Genomic DNA, 21,098 nt, shown 5'->3' with positions numbered 1-21,098 from the left:
GCGCCTCCCCTTTTGTCGTTCACCGACTGATGGGAGAAAACCATGAAAACACCCTCACAGCCGCGCGCAATCTACTATGTCGTAGCAATACAAATTTGGGAATATTTCAGCTTTTACGGCATGCGTGCGTTACTTATTCTCTATCTTACCCACCAACTTGGTTATTCCGATAGCCGCGCCATTAGCCTCTATAGCGCCTACGCTTCCCTGGTCTACGTCACACCGATCCTCGGCGGCCTGCTTGCCGATCGCCTGCTGGGTAATCGCGTCGCGGTCATTGCCGGAGCGGTACTGATGACGTTGGGCCATATCGTGCTCGGTCTGAGCGCCGTCTCGACGCATTCACTCTACCTGGCACTGTCGATCATCATCTGTGGCTACGGCCTGTTTAAATCCAATATCAGTTGCCTGCTGGGCGAGTTGTATCAACCGCAGGACACGCGCCGTGAAGGTGGCTTTTCACTGCTGTATGCCGCCGGTAATGTCGGCTCGATCCTGGCACCCATTGCCTGTGGGCTGGCGGCCGAACGCTACGGCTGGCACGTCGGCTTTGCGCTGGCGGGGATCGGCATGCTGGCCGGGTTGACGATCTTCTTGTTCGGCAGCCGTCATTTCAGCCATACGCGCGGCGTAGATCGGGCGCAGATGTGCGTTACCACGCTGCGGGTACCGAACTGGGTATGGCTAAGTGCCCTGCTGTTATTGGCACCGCTGTTCTTCACTGCGCTGTTCATTTACGATCTGGCCGGCCAATTGCTGATGCTGGTGTGTGCTGCTGCGGTAGTGATGGTGATACGTATTATGGCCCGGGCCACAACGGTGCAGCGCCGTGGGTTGTGGCAGATAGTGATGTTGATGCTGTTGGGCACCTTGTTTTGGGCCTTTGCCCAGCAGGGGGGCAGTTCGATCAGTCTGTTTATCGATCGCTTTGTCGACCGCCAATGGTTTTCCTGGACGGTGCCGACTGCATTGTTCCAGTCGGTTAACGCTTTTGCCGTGATGTTTGGCGGTGTGATGCTGGCCTGGTTGGTACGGGGTAACGGCAATGGCAGTCGCACCCTGCGTATTTGGGGAAAGTTTGCCTTTGGTTTGCTGCTGATTGGCGTCGGTTTTACCCTGATGGCGCTTAACGCCCGTTACGGCCAAGGGTCAATGAGCCTGATGATCGCCGGGCTGTCGGTGATGGGGCTTGCCGAACTGTTTATCGATCCGGTCGCCATGGCACAAATCACCCGGCTGAATATCCCCGGCGCTACCGGGGTGCTGACCGGTATTTATATGCTGACCACCGGCTCGATAGCCAATTACCTGGCCGGCATTATCGCTGGTCAAACCGCTGAAGACCCGGCTACGGGAGCGACGGCGCAGGCCTATGTCCACCTGTTTGCACAAATTGGTTGGTGGGCATTGGGATGCACGGCGGCAGTGGTCGCAGTGTTGGCCATGTGGTGGTTGCTGGCCGGTCGTCATATCCGTGCGGTTAATGCTTGATTGATGGTAGGACGGGGGTTAACGTGCAGCTATCTGGACGTCATTAAGCCTAATCAATGAATAGCAATCAATTATCTGCACAGCTTGCCCGCCAATTGGGCGCACACCGGCACTTGCTGGTGGCATTCAGTGGCGGGCTGGATTCCAGCGTGCTGTTGCACCTGCTGGTGGGGTTACGCCAGCAATTGCCAGACTTGCAGCTTCGTGCAGTACACGTGCATCACGGTCTGAGTGCTTTTGCCGACCAGTGGGTGGCGTACTGCCAGCAACAATGCGCCGCCTGGCAGCTACCCTTGGTGGTTCAGCACGTGCAGGTTGATAGCCAGCACGGGGGGATAGAAGCCGCAGCCCGGGCGGCACGCTATTCTGCTTTCGCCTCTACGCTGGCGGCCGATGAAGTCTTGCTTACCGCACAACACCTTGACGACCAATGTGAAACCTTCCTGCTGGCACTAAAACGTGGCAGCGGGCCGGCGGGCCTGTCGGCAATGGCTGTACAGACGGCGCTGGGGGAGAATAGCTTGCTGCGCCCACTGCTGGGTCACTCTCGCCAGCAGTTGGAAGCCTACGCGCAGCAGCATCAGCTCAGCTGGATTGACGACGACAGTAATCAGGACTCGCGCTTCGACCGCAATTTTCTGCGCCTGCAGATATTGCCGTTACTCAACCAGCGCTGGCCGCACTTTGCCGCTGCGACGGCGCGTAGCGCCAGCCTGTGTGCCGAGCAGGAGCAATTACTGGATGAGCTGCTGGCAGAGCAACTGCACTTGTTGCTCGACGAAGACCGTACGCTGGCGATTGATGGGTTACTGACGTGTTCGCCAGCCCGGCGTTTTGCTTTGTTGCGCCGTTGGATCGCGTTATTTGGCGTTACCATGCCCTCACGCGAGCAGTTGCAACGGCTATGGGACGAAGTGGCGCTTAGTCGCGCTGATGCCGAACCGCAATTACAACTGGGGCAATATCAGATCCGCCGTTTCCGCCGACGCCTGTCTCTGCTGCCACTGATGGCGGATCTGCATGATATCTGGCTAAGCTGGTCATTGAACGGCCCGCTGACACTGCCGGATGGATTGGGTGAATTGGTCAGTGGAGAGGGCGATATTTGCCTGTGCGCGCCGCAACCCCAGCAAAAAGTCAGCATTCGTTTTACCGCTCATGGCAAACACCGCATTCTTGGGCGCACGCATTCGCGACCGATCAAAAAACTGTGGCAGGAGTTGGGTATTCCTCCGTGGCAGCGTGAGCGTATCCCGTTGATCTATTATGATGACCAGCTTATCGCTGCGTTGGGGGTTTTTGTCAGCGAGGCCGGACAAGTGCCCGAAGGGCAGCAACCCTGGCGGCTGCATTGGCGTAAAAAATAATAATAGACTGAGGAACCATGATGAAATTTGTGAGCGCAATGGTAGTGATGTTGGGGTTGTGCAGTTTGCCGGCGATGGCGGCGGGCGATGCGGCTGCTGGCAAGGATAAATCCGCCAGTTGTATGGCCTGTCACGGGGCGGAAGGGAAGGTTTCAATGCCCATGTACCCAAATCTGGCAGGGCAAAATGCCATGTATCTGGAGCATGCGTTGCAGGCGTACAAGAAAGGCGAGCGTAACGGGGGGCAGGCGGAAGTGATGAAAGCCTACGTTTCCGCGCTGTCTGATGAGGATATTGCCGATCTGGCGGCCTACTATGCCAGTCTTAAACCCTAGGCCAGCCTCAAACCCTAGGCCAGCCTGAAGCTACAAATGACGAGGGCAGCCGTTGGGCTGCCCTGTTGGGATGGCGTTACCGCTAAATCAATCAGACAGGCTGACGACCACGGTACCGATTTCCGGATGACTGAAACTGAGGATGTGATCCAGACGCAAGCTGAGAGCGTCGCCGGCCCGATCGATAATCAGGTACTCAACGCCCTTGGTAAACTTCAGCTCGGTGGCTTTGCCTTCGAATTTTTCTCCGTCGCGTAACTCCAGCTTCAGAATGTAGTTATGCTGACAGGCGAGTTCCAGGCTTTCATAGTCATCGCAATTGATGGATTGGTACTCATCATTCATCAACATAGTCGCTCACCAATAAGTTAGCGGCGGCAAAGGCCGCCTGTTCCCTAACGGAGGACGGTAGCGTGCTATTCGCAGCAACTTCGTCCAATGCCTTTAATACACATGCTAACGCATCAGGCACGTAGCCGAGATCACCACTGCCGATCTCGGCGTAAAAACGGCGTACTAACTCACAGTATTGTTGCACAGTTTCCTCCCTTAAGAACCTCTGCGTCATCGAAGCCCTATAGCGATGAGGCGCAGGCACTCGGAGCTTGACTCTATCCTAGACGACTATAGCACAGCTATTGTGGAGTTATTAGCACCTCAGCGCGGCTTTCGCACCGGGCTTTGCCCGGCCGTGCTGGCCGCGGTTGGGCCAAATCTAGTACACTGTCGCCTGATAATAATGAGGTCACCCATGGCGCTGAAAGCTACTATTTATAAAGCCACGGTCAATATCGCTGATATGGACCGTCACTTCTACCACGACGCCACGCTCACTCTGGCCCAACATCCTTCTGAAACTGAACAGCGCATGATGCTGCGTCTGCTGGCCTGGATCTGCCATGCCGATGAGCGTCTGGTGTTTACCAAAGGCCTGAGCGCCGATGATGAGCCGGAAATCTGGCGACGTAACGATCATAACGGGCTGGAAATGTGGATCGAAATGGGCCTGCCGGATGAGAAACGCATCAAGAAAGCCTGCAACCAGTCACCGCGCGTGGTGCTGTACGCTTACGGCGAACGCGCGGGCCACGTGTGGTGGCAATCGATGCAGAGCAAAGTGGCAAACCACAAAAACCTAAGCATCCGTTTTCTGGATGATGAACAATTAGGCAAGCTGGCGGCGCTGGTCAGCCGCAATATGACGCTGCAGGCCACGCTGCAAGAGGGAACTATCTGGCTTTCTGACGCTCAGAATAGTCTGGAAATCCAGTTTGCCGAATGGCAACAGGCACAGGTGTGACCGGTGCTTGAACTGTCAAGAAACGTAGCCATACCGGATAACGAAGTGGAATTGACGGCGATCCGCGCGCAGGGCGCGGGTGGCCAGCACGTGAACAAAACCTCAACGGCTATCCATTTGCGCTTTGACATCCGGGCATCCAGCCTGCCAGAGTATTATAAGGAAAGGCTGCTGGCCCTGAATAATCATTTAATTACCGCCGATGGTGTAGTGATTATCAAAGCGCAGGAATATCGCAGCCAGGAATTAAACCGCGAGGCGGCGCTGGCCAGACTGGTTACGTTGATCCAGCAGGCGATGGTGGTGGAAAAAACACGCAAGGCGACCAAGCCCACTAAAGGGGCAAAATTACGTCGTCTGGAAGGCAAGGTACGCAAAGGCGCGACTAAAGCGCTGCGCGGCAAGATCCGTAGTTAAGGACACATGAACACAGTAGGAGAATAACTGTGAAAAAAATTACACTGGCCCTGTTTTTAGCGGCAGGGGCACTTTCGTTACTGGGATGTAATAACCACTACCAGCCGAAAGAACAACCTCTTCAGGCGATGCAGCAAAGTTATCAGGGCGTGCTGCCTTGTGCTGACTGCGGTGGTCTGGATACCAATCTGTTCCTGGATAAAGACGGCACTTTCGTGCTGCAGGAAACCTATCGCGGCACCAAAGACGGCGATCAAACCTTTGCTGACTACGGCAAATGGGCGCGTACCGCCGATAAGCTGGTGCTGACCGACAGCCGTGGTGATAAGCGCTATTTCCGTCCGGTAGGTAAAAGTTTGGAAATGCTTGATCAAACCGGCATGCCGATTGAGTCGCAGCTAAATTACCGCCTTGATCCGGTAGAAAAAGCCTTGCCCAAAACGCCGATGTCGCTGAAAGGCAGCTACACCTACATGGCGGATGCGGCGGTGTTTAAAGACTGCGCCACCGGTAAGACTTTCCCGGTCGACAATACTATTGCGCTGGAGCAGGGTTATGCCAAGGCGTACAAAACGCCGGGTGAACCGGTGTTCCTGACCCTGAATGGCCACTTTAGCGTTCAGCCGTCAATGGAAGAGGGGCTTACCGAGAAGGCACTGGTGCCGGACGGAAAAATCGCCTTCGACCGCAGTAAAAATTGCGATAGCAAATAATCACCATAAAAAAACCCGCCTAGGCGGGTTTTTAGTTTCTGCAATAGCGGATTAGCGCTTGATCTGTCCCAGCAGGAAATCAATGACTTCGCCGGTTTTAATCATTCGCTTCTCGCCGACACGGCGGTTCTTGTACTCAATCTCTTCGCTGTCGAGGTTACGATCGCCGATCACGATAGAATGCGGTACGCCAATCAGTTCCATATCCGCGAACATCACGCCTGGGCGCTCTTTACGGTCATCGAGGATCACGTCGATACCGTGGGAACGCAGCGTGTTGTACAACTCTTCTGCCAGCGCTTGCACGCGGAAGGATTTGTGCATGTTCATTGGCAGAATCGCCACCTGGAACGGCGCAATAGCGTCCGGCCAGATGATGCCACGTTCGTCATGGTTCTGCTCGATGGCGGCAGCGACTACGCGGGTGACCCCGATACCGTAGCAGCCCATGGTCAGCACCTGATTACGGCCGTCTTCGCCCTGTACGGTAGCTTTCATCGCTTCGGAGTATTTGGTGCCGAGCTGGAAGATATGACCCACTTCGATACCGCGCTTGATCAGCAGCGTGCCTTTACCATCCGGGCTGGCGTCGCCTTCTACGACGTTACGGATATCGGCAATCTGTGGCAGCGGCAGATCGCGCTCCCAGTTAATGCCGAAGTAGTGTTTACCGTCGATGTTGGCACCAGCACCAAAATCACTCATCGCCGCTACGCTGCGATCGGCAACCACGGGAACCTGCAAATTGACCGGGCCGAGTGAGCCAGGGCCTGCACCCACGATGGCGCGGATCTCTTCTTCGGTGGCAAAGACTATCGGAGCAGCAACCTGCGGCAGCTTCTCGGCCTTGATTTCATTCAGTTCGTGATCGCCACGCACCAGCAGAGCAACCAGCTTGTGGCCGCTGTCTTCTTTGGCCCGTACCAGCAATGTCTTGACGGTTTTTGTCACCGGCAGTTGGAATTGCTCTACCAGCTCGGCGATGGTTTTGGCATTCGGCGTATCCACAATGCGCAGTTCTTCACTGGCTGCAGCGCGAGGTTCGGCCGGGGCAACCGCTTCTGCCAGTTCGATATTGGCGGCAAAGTCGGAGCCGGTGGAAAACACGATATCGTCTTCACCGCTGTCGGCCAGCACCTGGAACTCGTGTGATGCGCTACCGCCGATCGAACCGGTATCGGCATGCACCGGACGGAAGTCCAGACCCATACGGCTGAAGATTTTGCTGTAGGCTTCGTACATTGCTTCGTAGGTTGCCTGCAGAGATTCCTGTGAGGTATGGAACGAGTAGGCGTCCTTCATCAGGAATTCACGCGAGCGCATAACGCCGAAACGTGGGCGCACTTCATCACGGAACTTGGTCTGAATCTGGAAGAAGTTCAGCGGCAGCTGCTTGTAAGAGCTGATCTCGTTACGGATCAGGTCGGTGATCACTTCTTCGTGGGTTGGACCCAGCACGAAGGGACGATCGCCGCGATCAACAAAACGCAGCAACTCAGGGCCGTACTGTTCCCAACGGCCGCTTTCCTGCCACAAATCGGCAGGCTGTACCACCGGCATGCAAACTTCGATCGCGTTAGCATTGTTCATTTCTTCGCGAACGATATTTTCAACCTTTTTCAGAACTCGCAGGCCGGTTGGCAGCCAGGTATAAAGACCGGAGGCCAGCTTGCGAATCATCCCGGCGCGCAGCATCAGTTGGTGGCTGATCACTTCGGCATCGGCAGGTGTCTCCTTCAGAGTGGAGAGCAGATATTGGCTAGTACGCATGGTGTTTTGGTTCCGTTAGAACTGCAAATTGCAACCGGCTGCCAGTAGTAGGGCAGCCAAAATTTTCGAAAGTAATTTAGTTTACCAGTGCGAGCGGGTTGTCAAAAGAGAGACGGTGGAATTTTAACGCAGGTCGAGAGACAGCACCTCGGTTTGTTGATCCACCACTCGCCAACGCACGTTGAAATCCAGTAGCCAGACGGCATAATCCCGTTCCGCTGATTGCCCCTTGCGGTAGGCGGGACGCGGATCCTGAGCCAGCACCTGGCTGATAAACCGCCGCAGGTGCGGATAACGCTGTTGATGTTGCTGCAGCTGTTGTTCCGCCTCTGGGGCAAAGCATACCGGCATATCCCCGGCGGGCGCTGCCTGAGCAAACCCGGCTCGGGCCTGCGGCTGGCTTTCGGCAAACGGCAGATAGGGTTTGATATCCACCACCGGCGTGCCGTCAACCAGATCGAGACTGCCCAACTCCAGCACTACTTCGCTGCCCTGCACACGTACGCCTTTTAATTCGATCAGCGACATGCCGAGCGGATTGGGGCGGAAGGTCGAGCGGGTAGCAAATACTCCCATCCGGGCATTACCGCCGAGGCGGGGTGGCCGGACGGTAGGCCGCCAGCCGCCCTCCATGGTTTGATGGAAAATAAACATCACCCACAGATGGCTGAATTCGCTGAGGCCGCGTACCGCTTCCGCCTGATTATAGGGCGGCAGCAGCACTAACTCACCGCCACCGTCTTCGACTAATCCCGGTTGGCGGGGAACGGCGAACTTTTCTTTATACGGTGAACGGATGGTACCGATCTGATTGAAAACAAATTCGGTCATTTGGACGAAACGTTAAGCGCTGAACCCTGGCAAATAGCCTGTTGGTAACAGCCGGCAACACCGCTGACAATCTGGCAGTCATGCAACAGCACGGCATTAGCCTTCATATAAGAGGCGCGGATTTGCATACGCTTACGGGCGGTCGCCAGATTCGGCGGTGAATCCTGTACCGTTGTCTGGCAGGATTCGCCAGAGACTTCACCCAGATCGCGGAATGGTTTACCCACTAATTCTTCTGCACTTTTGTACAGTTTAACCGGGGCCGGACGTGCTGCTGGCGTGGTTTTCGTTGGAGTGGTTGTTACCGGTTTGCTGGTGCTGTTTGTTGACGGGGGCGCAAAACGCTGCGACGAACACCCTGCCAGCGCAAGCGCTAACAAACAGAGAGGTAAAGCACGCATTGAGATTCCTCTGCCTTGATGGAATAGGTAAGTGGCGCTATTGAAGCAATCTATGGTGGAAATAACAAGACGGGCCGTAGCCCGTCCTGCAATTATAGGAATAAATTCGGTAATTAATGATTACCAGCCTTTAACTGCACCACCGTTAAAGATCTTGTTGGCTGCTTCGTTCACTTCGTCAGACTGGTAAGCCTGAACGAATTTCTTCACGTTTTCCGCGTCTTTGTTGTCTTCGCGGGCAACCAGCAGGTTAACGTACGGTGAGTCTTTATCTTCAACAAACAGACCGTCTTTCGCTGGCGTCAGGCCAATCTGGCTGGCGTAAGTGGTGTTGATTACTGCCAGGGCGATTTGTTGATCGTCCAGTGAGCGTGGCAGTTGTGGGGCTTCCAGCTCGACCAGCTTCAGGTTTTTCGGGTTTTCAGTCACGTCCAGCACGGTTGGCAGCAGGCCAACACCGTCTTTCAGCTTGATCAGGTTAACCTTCTGCAGCAGCAGCAGGGAACGGCCCAGGTTGGTTGGGTCGTTAGGCAGGGCAACCTGAGAACCGTCTTTCAGCTCGTCCAGCGATTTGATTTTCTTGGAGTAACCGGCAATCGGGTAAACGAAGCTGTTACCGACCGACACCAGCTTGTAACCGCGATCCTTGATCTGCTGATCCAGGTAGGGTTTGTGCTGGAAGGCGTTCAGATCGATATCCCCTTTGCTCAGCGCTTCGTTTGGCAGCACGTAGTCATTGAAGGTCACCAGTTCGACGTCCAGGCCGTATTTCTCTTTCGCCACTTTTTGCGCGATTTCAGCGACCTGCTGTTCAGCACCGACAATCACGCCGATTTTGATATGGTTCGGATCTTTTTCTTCCTGACCGCAGCCTGCCAGAGCCAGAGTACCGATCAGTGCGCCGATTGCCGCGATGGATTTAAATTTTAACGACATATCCCTTCCTCATTAGACTCGCATTTGAAATACGCTGTGTAAGCGCAGTTGCTGTAAAAGTTATTTATGGGTGACGGCCTTGACGATCCGGTCACCGAAGAACTGAATCAAATAGACCAGCACCACCAGTAATACTAATACGGTATTCATTACTGTGGCGTTATAACCGATATAACCGTACTGATAGCCAATCTGTCCCAGACCGCCTGCGCCTACTGCGCCCCCCATGGCGGAATAACCCACCAAAGTGATCAAGGTAATGGTAGCGGCGTTAACCAGGCCCGGCAGGGCTTCCGGCAGCAGCACCTTCTTGATGATTTGCATTGGCGTCGCTCCCATCGCACGGGCAGCTTCTACCAGACCGGATGGGATCTCCAGCAAGGCGTTCTCGACCATACGGGCAATAAAGGGTGCCGCGCCCACGGTCAGCGGAACGATAGCTGCCTGCAGACCGATCGAGGTACCGACGATCAAACGAGTAAATGGAATCATCCACACCAGCAGAATAATGAACGGAATGGAACGGAAAACGTTCACCAGGCCGGACAGCGTTCTATATAGCGTGTTGTTGGCGGCGATTTGCCCGGGACGGGTCACATACAACAGCACGCCAACCGGCAGGCCAAGCACGAAACCGAAGAAGCCGGAGACAAAGGTCATCATGACGGTTTCCCACACGCCACGTGCCATTAACCACATCATTGCCTCAGACATAACCCAGAACCTCTACTTTTACCTGATTTTCCTGCAGGAATTTAATCGTTGCCAGCGCGTCTTCATCACTGCCGTGCAGCTCTGCCAGCATCACGCCGAATTTAACACCGCCGGCATAATCCATCTGCGCACTGATAATGTTGTTGTTAACGTTGAAGCGACGGGCGGCTTCTGACAACAGCGGTGCATCAACGGATTGGCCGGTGAACTCCAGACGCAGCAGAGGCTGACGGCCGCCACTGCGTTCCGGTGCCAGGCGCTTGGCGTAGTCATCCGGGATATCCAAATGCAGCGTGGCCTGAATAAACTGTTGGGCCAGCGGGGTTTTCGGATGCGAGAACACCTCGCTGACGCTGTCTTTCTCAATTAATTGACCCTGACTGATAACCGCAACCTGATCACAGATTCGTTTAACCACGTCCATTTCATGGGTGATCAACAGGATGGTCAGGCCGAGACGACGGTTAATGTCTTTCAGCAGTTCCAGAATTGAACGGGTGGTGGCCGGGTCCAGCGCGCTGGTGGCTTCATCACACAACAAAACTTTGGGTTGGCTTGCCAGAGCACGGGCAATTGCCACGCGCTGCTTCTGGCCGCCCGACAGGTTGGCCGGGTAGGCGTCATGTTTATCTGACAGCCCGACCAACTCCAGCAATTCGGTTACGCGTTTTTTGATTTCAGCGCGTGGAGTGCTGTCCAGCTCCAGCGGCAATGAAACGTTGCCAAACACCGTGCGGGAGGATAACAGGTTAAAGTGCTGGAAAATCATGCCGATCTGACGGCGAGCGCGCGTCAGTTCGCCTTCAGACAGCGAAGTCAGATCCTGTCCATCAACCAGCACCTGGCCGGAGGTTGGGCGCTCAAGCATATTGGCGCAGCGGATCAGCGTACTCTTACCGGCACCTGATGCACCGATAACGCCATAAATTTGCCCGGCAGGGACGTGAAGAGTCACGTCAGAGAGCGCGGTAATGGTGCGCGAACCCTGCTGGAACACTTTGGTGATGTTAGAAAGTTTAATCATATTCTTCTTATTTTAGCGTGGTTGCCCGTGGCTAGATAAAAGTAAACCTTGGCGTGGACCAAGGTATGGATCAGATGTTAAGGCGTCTAGACGTCTAAGTCAACGATCAACGCGGTTCTCTGCCGTTCTCAGCACTGGGTAAAACATGCGATACTGTCCGCGTTTTCAGGCCCTCAGGAGCAAACCGGTGACACAAAGCGTTCCAGCAATTTTCCTCGATCGTGATGGCACGATTAATGTTGACCATGGCTACGTCCATGAAATCGATAATTTCCACTTTATTGATGGCGTGATTGACGCCTGTCGTGAACTTAAAAAGATGGGCTTTGCTCTGGTCTTGGTGACCAACCAGTCCGGCATCGCACGCGGCAAGTTCAGCGAAGACCAATTTATGTACCTGACCGAGTGGATGGACTGGTCGCTGGCCGATCGTGATGTTGACCTGGATGGCATCTATTTCTGTCCGCATCACCCAGAAGCAGTAATAGAAGAGTTCCGTCAGGTATGTGACTGCCGTAAACCTCAACCGGGCATGTTATTGCAGGCGCAGCAGGAATTGAACATTGATATGGCTGCTTCTTATATGGTTGGCGACAAACCGGAAGATATGCAGGCAGCAATCGCAGCAGGCGTCGGGACCAAAGTGCTGGTGCGTACCGGCAAACCGGTCACTGAACAAGGTGAGAAACTGGCGGATTGGGTGTTAAACAGCCTGGCAGACCTGCCGGAAGCCATCAAAAAGCGGGTTTAGTAGACGTTATGCATGAATAGTGAGCTGTCAGATAAAAAGTGAATATAAACCCTTGTCATTCTGAACCAGCTCCCTATAATGCGCCTCCATCGACACGGAACATGTGAACAACTTCACAAAGTCTCCGGGGTTCGAAGAGAAAAAATCCTGAAATTTAGGGGTTGACTCTGAAAGAGGAAAGCGTAATATACGCCACCTCGAGATAGCAAGCTACGGCGGCTAACTCACTGCTCTTTAACAATTTATCAGACAATCTGTGTGGGCACTCCACAAGACGATATCCAGAACCTTCGGGTTCGAAAAAATATCAAGTCTTGAAGAGTGACCAAGCAATACGTTGTTTCGTTGGCTTGTCCAACAGAACGACTATTACGAAAGTTATTTTCGAGCATCGCTTCACGAGTTGAAGCAAATCAAGCTTTTAATTGAAGAGTTTGATCATGGCTCAGATTGAACGCTGGCGGCAGGCCTAACACATGCAAGTCGAGCGGTAGCACAGGAGAGCTTGCTCTCTGGGTGACGAGCGGCGGACGGGTGAGTAATGTCTGGGAAACTGCCTGATGGAGGGGGATAACTACTGGAAACGGTAGCTAATACCGCATAACGTCTTCGGACCAAAGTGGGGGACCTTCGGGCCTCACGCCATCAGATGTGCCCAGATGGGATTAGCTAGTAGGTGGGGTAATGGCTCACCTAGGCGACGATCCCTAGCTGGTCTGAGAGGATGACCAGCCACACTGGAACTGAGACACGGTCCAGACTCCTACGGGAGGCAGCAGTGGGGAATATTGCACAATGGGCGCAAGCCTGATGCAGCCATGCCGCGTGTGTGAAGAAGGCCTTCGGGTTGTAAAGCACTTTCAGCGAGGAGGAAGGGTAGTGTGTTAATAGCACATTGCATTGACGTTACTCGCAGAAGAAGCACCGGCTAACTCCGTGCCAGCAGCCGCGGTAATACGGAGGGTGCAAGCGTTAATCGGAATTACTGGGCGTAAAGCGCACGCAGGCGGTTTGTTAAGTCAGATGTGAAATCCCCGCGCTTAACGTGGGAACTGCATTTGAAACTGGCAAGCTAGAGTCTTGTAGAGGGGGGTAGAATTCCAGGTGTAGCGGTGAAATGCGTAGAGATCTGGAGGAATACCGGTGGCGAAGGCGGCCCCCTGGACAAAGACTGACGCTCAGGTGCGAAAGCGTGGGGAGCAAACAGGATTAGATACCCTGGTAGTCCACGCTGTAAACGATGTCGACTTGGAGGTTGTGCCCTTGAGGCGTGGCTTCCGGAGCTAACGCGTTAAGTCGACCGCCTGGGGAGTACGGCCGCAAGGTTAAAACTCAAATGAATTGACGGGGGCCCGCACAAGCGGTGGAGCATGTGGTTTAATTCGATGCAACGCGAAGAACCTTACCTACTCTTGACATCCACAGAATTCGGCAGAGATGCCTTAGTGCCTTCGGGAACTGTGAGACAGGTGCTGCATGGCTGTCGTCAGCTCGTGTTGTGAAATGTTGGGTTAAGTCCCGCAACGAGCGCAACCCTTATCCTTTGTTGCCAGCACGTCATGGTGGGAACTCAAAGGAGACTGCCGGTGATAAACCGGAGGAAGGTGGGGATGACGTCAAGTCATCATGGCCCTTACGAGTAGGGCTACACACGTGCTACAATGGCGTATACAAAGAGAAGCGAACTCGCGAGAGCCAGCGGACCTCATAAAGTACGTCGTAGTCCGGATCGGAGTCTGCAACTCGACTCCGTGAAGTCGGAATCGCTAGTAATCGTAGATCAGAATGCTACGGTGAATACGTTCCCGGGCCTTGTACACACCGCCCGTCACACCATGGGAGTGGGTTGCAAAAGAAGTAGGTAGCTTAACCTTCGGGAGGGCGCTTACCACTTTGTGATTCATGACTGGGGTGAAGTCGTAACAAGGTAACCGTAGGGGAACCTGCGGTTGGATCACCTCCTTACCTAATGATATTGATTGCGTGTAGTGCTCACACAGATTGTCTGATGAAATGAAAGAGAGCATAAGGTTTAATCTTCCCGGTTAAGCCTTAAAGCACCTTGTCGGGTCTGTAGCTCAGGTGGTTAGAGCGCACCCCTGATAAGGGTGAGGTCGGTGGTTCAAGTCCACTCAGACCCACCAATTCCCTCCTATCCTGCGTTGTCGCCCTGGTTGTTTACGTGAGTAAACGTCGCAGGACTTCGCTTTGACTAGAAGCGAATTGGCGAAGGTAGTAGACAGGGTGTAGAAAAATGCTTTTCTGATATGGGGCTATAGCTCAGCTGGGAGAGCGCCTGCCTTGCACGCAGGAGGTCAGCGGTTCGATCCCGCTTAGCTCCACCATATCAAAAAAATCTTAAAACTGATTCGCAAGAATCACGTTTAAGATTTTGCTCTTTAACAATCTGGAACAAGCTGAAAATTGAAACATGACAGCTGAAACTTACTCCTCCGTAGAAGTACTGGAGTAAGGACTAACCTGTCATAGAGTCTCTCAAATGTAGCAGCACGAAGGTGGAAACACTTTTGGGTTGTGAGGTTAAGTGACTAAGCGTACACGGTGGATGCCTAGGCAGTCAGAGGCGATGAAGGGCGTGTTAATCTGCGATAAGCGTCGGTAAGGTGATATAAACCGTTACAACCGGCGATACCCGAATGGGGAAACCCAGTGCAATTCGTTGCACTATCATACGATGAATACATAGTCGTATGAGGCGAACCGGGGGAACTGAAACATCTAAGTACCCCGAGGAAAAGAAATCAACCGAGATTCCCCCAGTAGCGGCGAGCGAACGGGGAGGAGCCCAGAACCTGAATCAGTTCTTGTGTTAGTGGAAGCGTCTGGAAAGTCGCACAGTAAAGGGTGATAGTCCCGTACACTAAAATGCATTAATTGTGAGTTCGATGAGTAGGGCGGGACACGTGACATCCTGTCTGAATATGGGGGGACCATCCTCCAAGGCTAAATACTCCTGACTGACCGATAGTGAACCAGTACCGTGAGGGAAAGGCGAAAAGAACCCCGGCGAGGGGAGTGAAATAGAACCTGAAACCGTGTACGTACAAGCAGTGGGAGCCTACTAGTTGGGTGACTGCGTACCTTTTGTATAATGGGTCAGCGACTTATATTTTGTAGCAAGGTTAACCGTATAGGGGAGCCGTAGGGAAACCGAGTCTTAACTGGGCGAATAGTTGCAAGGTATAGACCCGAAACCCGGTGATCTAGCCATGGGCAGGTTGAAGGTTGGGTAACACTAACTGGAGGACCGAACCGACTAATGTTGAAAAATTAGCGGATGACTTGTGGCTGGGGGTGAAAGGCCAATCAAACCGGGAGATAGCTGGTTCTCCCCGAAAGCTATTTAGGTAGCGCCTCGTGAACTCATCTTCGGGGGTAGAGCACTGTTTCGGCTAGGGGGCCATCCCGGCTTACCAAACCGATGCAAACTCCGAATACCGAAGAATGTTATCACGGGAGACACACGGCGGGTGCTAACGTCCGTCGTGAAGAGGGAAACAACCCAGACCGCCAGCTAAGGTCCCAAAGTCATGGTTAAGTGGGAAACGATGTGGGAAGGCATAGACAGCCAGGATGTTGGCTTAGAAGCAGCCATCATTTAAAGAAAGCGTAATAGCTCACTGGTCGAGTCGGCCTGCGCGGAAGATGTAACGGGGCTAAACCATGCACCGAAGCTGCGGCAGCGACGCTTAGGCGTTGTTGGGTAGGGGAGCGTTCTGTAAGCCGTTGAAGGTGGCCTGTGAGGGTTGCTGGAGGTATCAGAAGTGCGAATGCTGACATAAGTAACGATAAAGCGGGTGAAAAACCCGCTCGCCGGAAGACCAAGGGTTCCTGTCCAACGTTAATCGGGGCAGGGTGAGTCGACCCCTAAGGCGAGGCCGAAAGGCGTAGTCGATGGGAAACAGGTTAATATTCCTGTACTCGGTGTTACTGCGAAGGGGGGACGGAGAAGGCTAGGCTAGCCGGGCGACGGTTGTCCCGGTTTAAGCGTGTAGGGGGAGTGACTTGGTAAATCCGGTTACTTATTCAACCCTGAGGCGTGATGACGATGCACTACGGTGCAGAAGTAGTTGATGCCAAGCTTCCAGGAAAAGCCTCTAAGCATCAGGTAACATCAAATCGTACCCCAAACCGACACAGGTGGTCAGGTAGAGAATACCAAGGCGCTTGAGAGAACTCGGGTGAAGGAACTAGGCAAAATGGTGCCGTAACTTCGGGAGAAGGCACGCTGGCGCGTAGGTGAAGAGACTTGCTCTCGGAGCTGAAGCCAGTCGCAGATACCAGCTGGCTGCAACTGTTTAATAAAAACACAGCACTGTGCAAACACGAAAGTGGACGTATACGGTGTGACGCCTGCCCGGTGCTGGAAGGTTAATTGATGGGGTCAGCCGCAAGGCGAAGCTCTTGATCGAAGCCCCAGTAAACGGCGGCCGTAACTATAACGGTCCTAAGGTAGCGAAATTCCTTGTCGGGTAAGTTCCGACCTGCACGAATGGCGTAATGATGGCCAGGCTGTCTCCACCCGAGACTCAGTGAAATTGAACTCGCTGTGAAGATGCAGTGTACCCGCGGCAAGACGGAAAGACCCCGTGAACCTTTACTATAGCTTGACACTGAACATTGAGCCTTGATGTGTAGGATAGGTGGGAGGCTTTGAAGCGTGGACGCCAGTCTGCGTGGAGCCAACCTTGAAATACCACCCTTTAATGTTTGATGTTCTAACTCGGCCCCGTAATCCGGGGTGAGGACAGTGTCTGGTGGGTAGTTTGACTGGGGCGGTCTCCTCCCAAAGAGTAACGGAGGAGCACGAAGGTTAGCTAATCACGGTCGGACATCGTGAGGTTAGTGCAAAGGCATAAGCTAGCTTGACTGCGAGAGTGACGGCTCGAGCAGGTACGAAAGTAGGTCTTAGTGATCCGGTGGTTCTGAATGGAAGGGCCATCGCTCAACGGATAAAAGGTACTCCGGGGATAACAGGCTGATACCGCCCAAGAGTTCATATCGACGGCGGTGTTTGGCACCTCGATGTCGGCTCATCACATCCTGGGGCTGAAGTAGGTCCCAAGGGTATGGCTGTTCGCCATTTAAAGTGGTACGCGAGCTGGGTTTAGAACGTCGTGAGACAGTTCGGTCCCTATCTGCCGTGGGCGTTGGAAGATTGAGAGGGGTTGCTCCTAGTACGAGAGGACCGGAGTGAACGCACCACTGGTGTTCGGGTTGTCATGCCAATGGCATTGCCCGGTAGCTAAGTGCGGAAAAGATAAGCGCTGAAAGCATCTAAGCGCGAAACTTGCCTCGAGATGAGTCTTCCCTGGGGACTTGATCCCCCTGAAGGAACGTTTAAGACTAAGACGTTGATAGGCTGGGTGTGTAAGTGCAGCGATGCATTGAGCTAACCAGTACTAATGATCCGTGAGACTTAACCTTACAACACCAAAAGTGTTTTGATTTGAGAGTAGATTTTCAGCGAATGTTCCGAGATTGGTTCTGATGGCTACGCGAGTGGCGGTTGGAATGAAACAGAATTTGCCTGGCGGCAATAGCGCGGTGGTCCCACCTGACCCCATGCCGAACTCAGAAGTGAAACGCCGTAGCGCCGATGGTAGTGTGGGGTCTCCCCATGCGAGAGTAGGACACTGCCAGGCATTAATTAAAGTCGAAAGCCTCATGCGAAAGCATGGGGCTTTTTGCTGTGTGCGAAAGAAAGAATTGCCGCCATTCTCCTCAATTTTCACCCCAGTCTTCAATGTGCATCACATAAATCACGCTATATTCTTCGCCCGCTATTTGTTTTAATCGTTAACTAAATACTAACAATTAAATCACATTTAAACGGCAGGACGCCGACTTCACTGTTTATCTGGCTCGGAGAATATAAAATGACAGAAACAACCTCGACCATTGAGGATGGGGATACCGCCGGTCTGGCCGTTCAGGACAAAAAGAAACGTATTTTCGCGATTGTTGGGGCTTCATCCGGGAACCTGGTGGAGTGGTTTGATTTTTATGTCTACTCGTTCTGTTCTATTTACTTTGCCGCTTCATTTTTCCCTGCCGGCAACAGTACTACCCAACTGCTGCAAACCGCCGGTGTGTTTGCCGCAGGTTTCTTTATGCGTCCGATCGGCGGCTGGTTATTCGGTTATATTGCCGATAAGCATGGCCGTAAAAACTCGATGTTGATTTCAGTCTGTATGATGTGCGCTGGATCCCTGGTGATCGCCTGCTTACCGACCTATGAGTCGATCGGCAGTTGGGCGCCGGTGCTGCTGCTGGTTGCCCGCCTGTTCCAGGGGCTGTCGGTTGGCGGCGAATACGGCACCAGTGCCACCTACATGAGTGAGGTAGCCATAAAAGGGCGGCGTGGCTTCTATGCATCGTTCCAATATGCCACGCTGATTGGCGGCCAGCTGTTGGCGCTGCTGGTTCTGGTGGCACTGCAGCAAATCCTTTCGACTGAAGAACTCAAAGCCTGGGGCTGGCGTGTTCCCTTTGCAATAGGGGCGGTATTGGCCGTAGTGGCGTTATATCTGCGCCGCTCACTGAATGAAACTTCCGATGCTAAAACCCGTAACCATAAGGATGCCGGTTCGCTGAAAGGGCTGTGGAAGAATCGCAAGGCCTTCCTGATGGTGCTGGGCTTTACCGCCGGGGGCTCGCTGAGTTTTTATACTTTTACCACCTATATGCAAAAGTATCTGGTCAATACCTCGGGGATGGATGCCAAGCTGGCCAGCGGTATTATGACCGCTGCCCTGTTTATCTATATGCTGCTACAGCCGCTGGTTGGGGCATTATCGGATAAGATTGGTCGTCGTAGTTCAATGCTGATCTTTGCTTCGTTCGCCACCTTACTGACGGTACCAATCCTGCTGACGCTGAAAAACGTCACCAACCCCTATGCGGCGTTTGGCCTGATCGTGCTGGCGTTGTTCATCGTCAGTTTCTATACCTCAATCAGTGGGTTGCTGAAAGCCGAAATGTTCCCGCCGGAAGTGCGGGCGTTAGGTGTTGGTCTGTCTTATGCGGTGGCTAACGCGATGTTTGGCGGATCTGCAGAATATGTTGCGCTGTCGCTGAAGTCGTACGGCATCGAGAACGCCTTCTTCTGGTATGTTTCCGGCATGTGTCTGTTGGCACTGATCGTTTCGCTCCGCTTGCATCGCAGGGGGAAAGAGATCCAACTGTGAATCAGCGGGTAGCCTGGTACAGGCTATAACCGGTAGCCGCTCCCGCCACATCCCAGGCAAAATCCTTCCAGCTCCAGCCGGTGCCGCCCTCGCGACTGTCATACAGTTCTTTGGCGGCACCGAGCCCGATCGAGAACATCAGGCCGAAGCTACGGCTGCTGGTCTCACTCCAGTTTTGATGGTCACCATAAGCGGCACCGGCGGCGGCAAAGACGGCGGAAGAGACAAAATGCTGAGCCTTGTCCTTCCCGGTCCAACGGTCATTGGCCAGATGTGTGCAACCGCTGGTGAACAGTAAAAAGGGCAACACAGCCAGGCAGCGGAGTAGACGCATAATGAAAACATCCTGTTGTCATGACACATAAAAAACCCCGGCATGGGCCGGGGTCTGCGATAGCTGAATTATAGCGCGGTTACAGTATACGGCTAATCAATCGGTCGATGCGGATACGGCGCAGACGACGGATCAACTTACGCACTTTGATCGGATATTCCTGGATGCTTTGCAAGTCCAGGTAGTGCCCTACCACGGTGGTATGGGTACGGATGCACTCGAGCTCTTTGTGTCGCTGCTCACGCAGTTCCTGCTTGGGATCGTGGATCAGAATGGCATTCTCCAGATCCAACCGCCAGGCGCGCGGGTTAAGGTTATTGCCGGTAATCAACTGCCATTCGTCATCCACCCACATGCCTTTCAGGTGGTAGCTGTTATCGCCGTCTTTCCACAGCCGAACAATCAGCTGGCCGGTATCGACATAACGCTGCAGGCGGCTGAGAAAGCGTCGCAGGTTAATTTCGTACAGGTAAGGCAGCGCGCCGATAATTTTGAACGGCTGATCTTCCGGAATATAGAAGTCATTAGCGGTTTTATCACCGACAATGATTTCCACCTGTTTGCCCTGACGCAGCAGATAGATGATATTGCGCACCAACAACGCAGGCAGGTTGAAGTAGGGAGTACACAGCGTCAGTTTCTGATCGGCGCTGGACATCAGGTGGTGAATGGTTTTATTCAGCACGCTTTGTTTACCCAGGCCAACCAGCGGCGTTACCGCCAGCTCATCGTTGCTCGCCTTGTTACTAAACTGATAGCCGGCGCGGCGCAGGCCGAAGCGAAACAGGCGAGTTTCGTTTTTGATCTCTGGGCTTTTGGGGCGATCGTCACGATCCAAACGTTGTACGGCGCCGGCGGTGAGCAGGTGCTGTTTGATGTAATCGATCAGGGTATTGGCCAACGGGTTGTTGGTGATCAACTGGTAGCGATCGTAGCGGTATTTCTCATGCTGATGCAGGTAAACGTCGTTGATACTGGCACCGCTGTAAATCACGGTATCGTCGACAACAAAACCTTTCAGATGCAACACGCCCAAGGCTTCACGGGTATTGACCGGCACGCCGTAGATTGGCACGGGCAACCCCGGATGCTGGTCTGCCATGGCGCAGTACCAGTCGGCATTGGTATTGGCGGCCGCGGCACCGATGCGCCCACGCTGGGCGCGATGCCAGTCGACCAGAATGCAAATCTCCAGCTCGGGACACCGCTGCTTCGCCTGATAAAGTGCGTTGAGAATATCGCGCCCGGCGTCGTCGTGCTCCAGATACAGAGCGACCAGATAAATGCGTTGGGTGGCGTTAGCGATTAATTCCAGCAGGGTGGCGCGGTAATCAGACGGCGTGTACAAAGTGCGTACATCAGCTACCGTCTGGGGGAGTTTGGGCAGTTGTGCAAGGTGTTGTTGATGTTTGCTACGTTTAAATTTTGACAACATCACAGTGCGCTTCTTCTCTCATGATTAGATGGCCTGAACGCCAAATACGGAAAAACAATAAATCGAAT

At 53.6% G+C, this 21,098-nt stretch carries 18 protein-coding genes, 2 tRNA genes and 3 rRNA genes; 13 read left to right on the top strand and 10 right to left on the bottom strand.

Going from position 1 to position 21,098, the window contains the following annotated elements; all coding sequences use genetic code 11:
• Positions 1-42: 42 nt before the first annotated feature.
• From dtpD to NHG65_RS20580, 3 genes are read left to right on the top strand one after another with little or no spacing between them, the layout of a single operon-like run.
• Positions 43-1,491 carry a dipeptide permease DtpD gene (gene dtpD / locus NHG65_RS20590; protein WP_413503219.1) on the top strand — a complete coding sequence of 483 codons (1,449 nt, stop codon included), beginning with the start codon at positions 43-45 and terminating at the stop codon, positions 1,489-1,491.
• 56 nt (positions 1,492-1,547) lie between these two features.
• Positions 1,548-2,858: a tRNA lysidine(34) synthetase TilS gene (gene tilS / locus NHG65_RS20585; protein ID WP_499182611.1), complete on the top strand. Its 1,311-nt coding sequence runs from the start codon at positions 1,548-1,550 to the stop codon at positions 2,856-2,858.
• Between the two features lie 17 nt (positions 2,859-2,875).
• Positions 2,876-3,193, top strand: a complete 318-nt coding sequence (locus NHG65_RS20580; RefSeq protein ID WP_181575030.1) for a c-type cytochrome — start codon at positions 2,876-2,878, stop codon at positions 3,191-3,193.
• An 87-nt stretch (positions 3,194-3,280) separates the two neighbouring features.
• On the opposite strand, the gene rof is transcribed toward NHG65_RS20580, so the two are convergent.
• The gene (gene rof / locus NHG65_RS20575; protein WP_368040125.1) at positions 3,281-3,538 is read right to left on the bottom strand and encodes a Rho-binding antiterminator; all 258 of its coding nucleotides are present in this window, start codon (positions 3,536-3,538) and stop codon (positions 3,281-3,283) included.
• Positions 3,531-3,731, bottom strand: a complete 201-nt coding sequence (locus tag NHG65_RS20570) for a YaeP family protein (protein ID WP_012146467.1) — start codon at positions 3,729-3,731, stop codon at positions 3,531-3,533. The genes rof and NHG65_RS20570 overlap by 8 nt, the downstream gene beginning before the upstream one ends.
• A gap of 213 nt (positions 3,732-3,944) precedes the next feature.
• Between NHG65_RS20570 and NHG65_RS20565 the strand changes: the two genes are divergently transcribed.
• Genes NHG65_RS20565 through nlpE form a run of 3 tightly spaced genes read left to right on the top strand, consistent with a single transcriptional unit; the run spans position 3,945 to position 5,623 of the window.
• Positions 3,945-4,493, top strand: a complete 549-nt coding sequence (locus tag NHG65_RS20565; RefSeq protein ID WP_099065025.1) for a YaeQ family protein — start codon at positions 3,945-3,947, stop codon at positions 4,491-4,493.
• Positions 4,494-4,496: 3 nt separating this feature from the next.
• A complete protein-coding gene (gene arfB / locus NHG65_RS20560; RefSeq protein WP_099065026.1) occupies positions 4,497-4,910 on the top strand; it encodes an alternative ribosome rescue aminoacyl-tRNA hydrolase ArfB in 414 nt (137 codons plus the stop codon).
• A gap of 29 nt (positions 4,911-4,939) precedes the next feature.
• Positions 4,940-5,623 (top strand): envelope stress response activation lipoprotein NlpE, encoded by a 684-nt coding sequence (gene nlpE, locus NHG65_RS20555; protein ID WP_207979351.1) that lies wholly within the window; start codon positions 4,940-4,942, stop codon positions 5,621-5,623.
• A gap of 51 nt (positions 5,624-5,674) precedes the next feature.
• Here the strand turns inward: nlpE and proS are convergent, their stop codons facing one another.
• The 6 genes from proS to metN form a co-directional block, all read right to left on the bottom strand.
• Complete coding sequence (gene proS / locus NHG65_RS20550; RefSeq protein WP_499182610.1) at positions 5,675-7,393, bottom strand: proline--tRNA ligase; 1,719 nt, start codon at positions 7,391-7,393, stop codon at positions 5,675-5,677.
• A gap of 123 nt (positions 7,394-7,516) precedes the next feature.
• On the bottom strand, positions 7,517-8,224 hold the full coding sequence (gene tsaA / locus NHG65_RS20545) for a tRNA (N6-threonylcarbamoyladenosine(37)-N6)-methyltransferase TrmO (protein ID WP_261428258.1): 708 nt from the start codon (positions 8,222-8,224) through the stop codon (positions 7,517-7,519).
• Positions 8,221-8,625, bottom strand: a complete 405-nt coding sequence (gene rcsF / locus NHG65_RS20540; RefSeq protein ID WP_085118874.1) for an envelope stress sensor lipoprotein RcsF — start codon at positions 8,623-8,625, stop codon at positions 8,221-8,223. The genes tsaA and rcsF overlap by 4 nt, the downstream gene beginning before the upstream one ends.
• A gap of 120 nt (positions 8,626-8,745) precedes the next feature.
• Positions 8,746-9,561, bottom strand: a complete 816-nt coding sequence (locus tag NHG65_RS20535) for a MetQ/NlpA family lipoprotein (RefSeq protein ID WP_283603794.1) — start codon at positions 9,559-9,561, stop codon at positions 8,746-8,748.
• A 60-nt stretch (positions 9,562-9,621) separates the two neighbouring features.
• A complete protein-coding gene (locus tag NHG65_RS20530; protein ID WP_012146460.1) occupies positions 9,622-10,275 on the bottom strand; it encodes a methionine ABC transporter permease MetI in 654 nt (217 codons plus the stop codon).
• Positions 10,268-11,299, bottom strand: coding sequence for a methionine ABC transporter ATP-binding protein MetN (gene metN / locus NHG65_RS20525; protein ID WP_112347204.1), 1,032 nt, complete (start codon positions 11,297-11,299; stop codon positions 10,268-10,270). Before metN ends, NHG65_RS20530 begins: the two co-directional genes overlap by 8 nt.
• 187 nt (positions 11,300-11,486) lie before the next feature.
• Between metN and gmhB the strand changes: the two genes are divergently transcribed.
• From gmhB to NHG65_RS20490, 7 genes are all read left to right on the top strand, one after another.
• Positions 11,487-12,050 carry a D-glycero-beta-D-manno-heptose 1,7-bisphosphate 7-phosphatase gene (gene gmhB / locus NHG65_RS20520; RefSeq protein WP_085118871.1) on the top strand — a complete coding sequence of 188 codons (564 nt, stop codon included), beginning with the start codon at positions 11,487-11,489 and terminating at the stop codon, positions 12,048-12,050.
• 422 nt (positions 12,051-12,472) lie between these two features.
• Positions 12,473-14,015, top strand: a 16S ribosomal RNA gene (locus NHG65_RS20515).
• 102 nt (positions 14,016-14,117) lie between these two features.
• Positions 14,118-14,194 (top strand) — tRNA-Ile (locus tag NHG65_RS20510).
• 125 nt (positions 14,195-14,319) lie between these two features.
• Positions 14,320-14,395, top strand: a tRNA-Ala gene (locus tag NHG65_RS20505).
• Positions 14,396-14,589: 194 nt separating this feature from the next.
• Positions 14,590-17,498 (top strand): 23S ribosomal RNA (locus tag NHG65_RS20500).
• Positions 17,499-17,600: 102 nt separating this feature from the next.
• A 5S ribosomal RNA gene (gene rrf / locus NHG65_RS20495) occupies positions 17,601-17,716 on the top strand.
• The 16S, 23S and 5S rRNA genes sit together here with 2 tRNA genes alongside, the layout of an rRNA operon.
• A gap of 234 nt (positions 17,717-17,950) precedes the next feature.
• A complete protein-coding gene (locus NHG65_RS20490; protein WP_499182609.1) occupies positions 17,951-19,261 on the top strand; it encodes an MFS family transporter in 1,311 nt (436 codons plus the stop codon).
• A 1-nt stretch (position 19,262) separates the two neighbouring features.
• On the opposite strand, the gene NHG65_RS20485 is transcribed toward NHG65_RS20490, so the two are convergent.
• Both NHG65_RS20485 and pssA read right to left on the bottom strand, forming a co-directional pair.
• On the bottom strand, positions 19,263-19,595 hold the full coding sequence (locus NHG65_RS20485) for a YfiM family lipoprotein (RefSeq protein WP_099062760.1): 333 nt from the start codon (positions 19,593-19,595) through the stop codon (positions 19,263-19,265).
• A gap of 79 nt (positions 19,596-19,674) precedes the next feature.
• Positions 19,675-21,030: a CDP-diacylglycerol--serine O-phosphatidyltransferase gene (gene pssA, locus NHG65_RS20480; protein ID WP_176980159.1), complete on the bottom strand. Its 1,356-nt coding sequence runs from the start codon at positions 21,028-21,030 to the stop codon at positions 19,675-19,677.
• Positions 21,031-21,098 lie beyond the last annotated feature (68 nt).

This window comes from Serratia myotis, from assembly GCF_027474885.1.
Lineage (GTDB): Bacteria > Pseudomonadota > Gammaproteobacteria > Enterobacterales > Enterobacteriaceae > Serratia > Serratia proteamaculans.
This window is presented reverse-complemented; position numbering and strand designations above follow the sequence as displayed.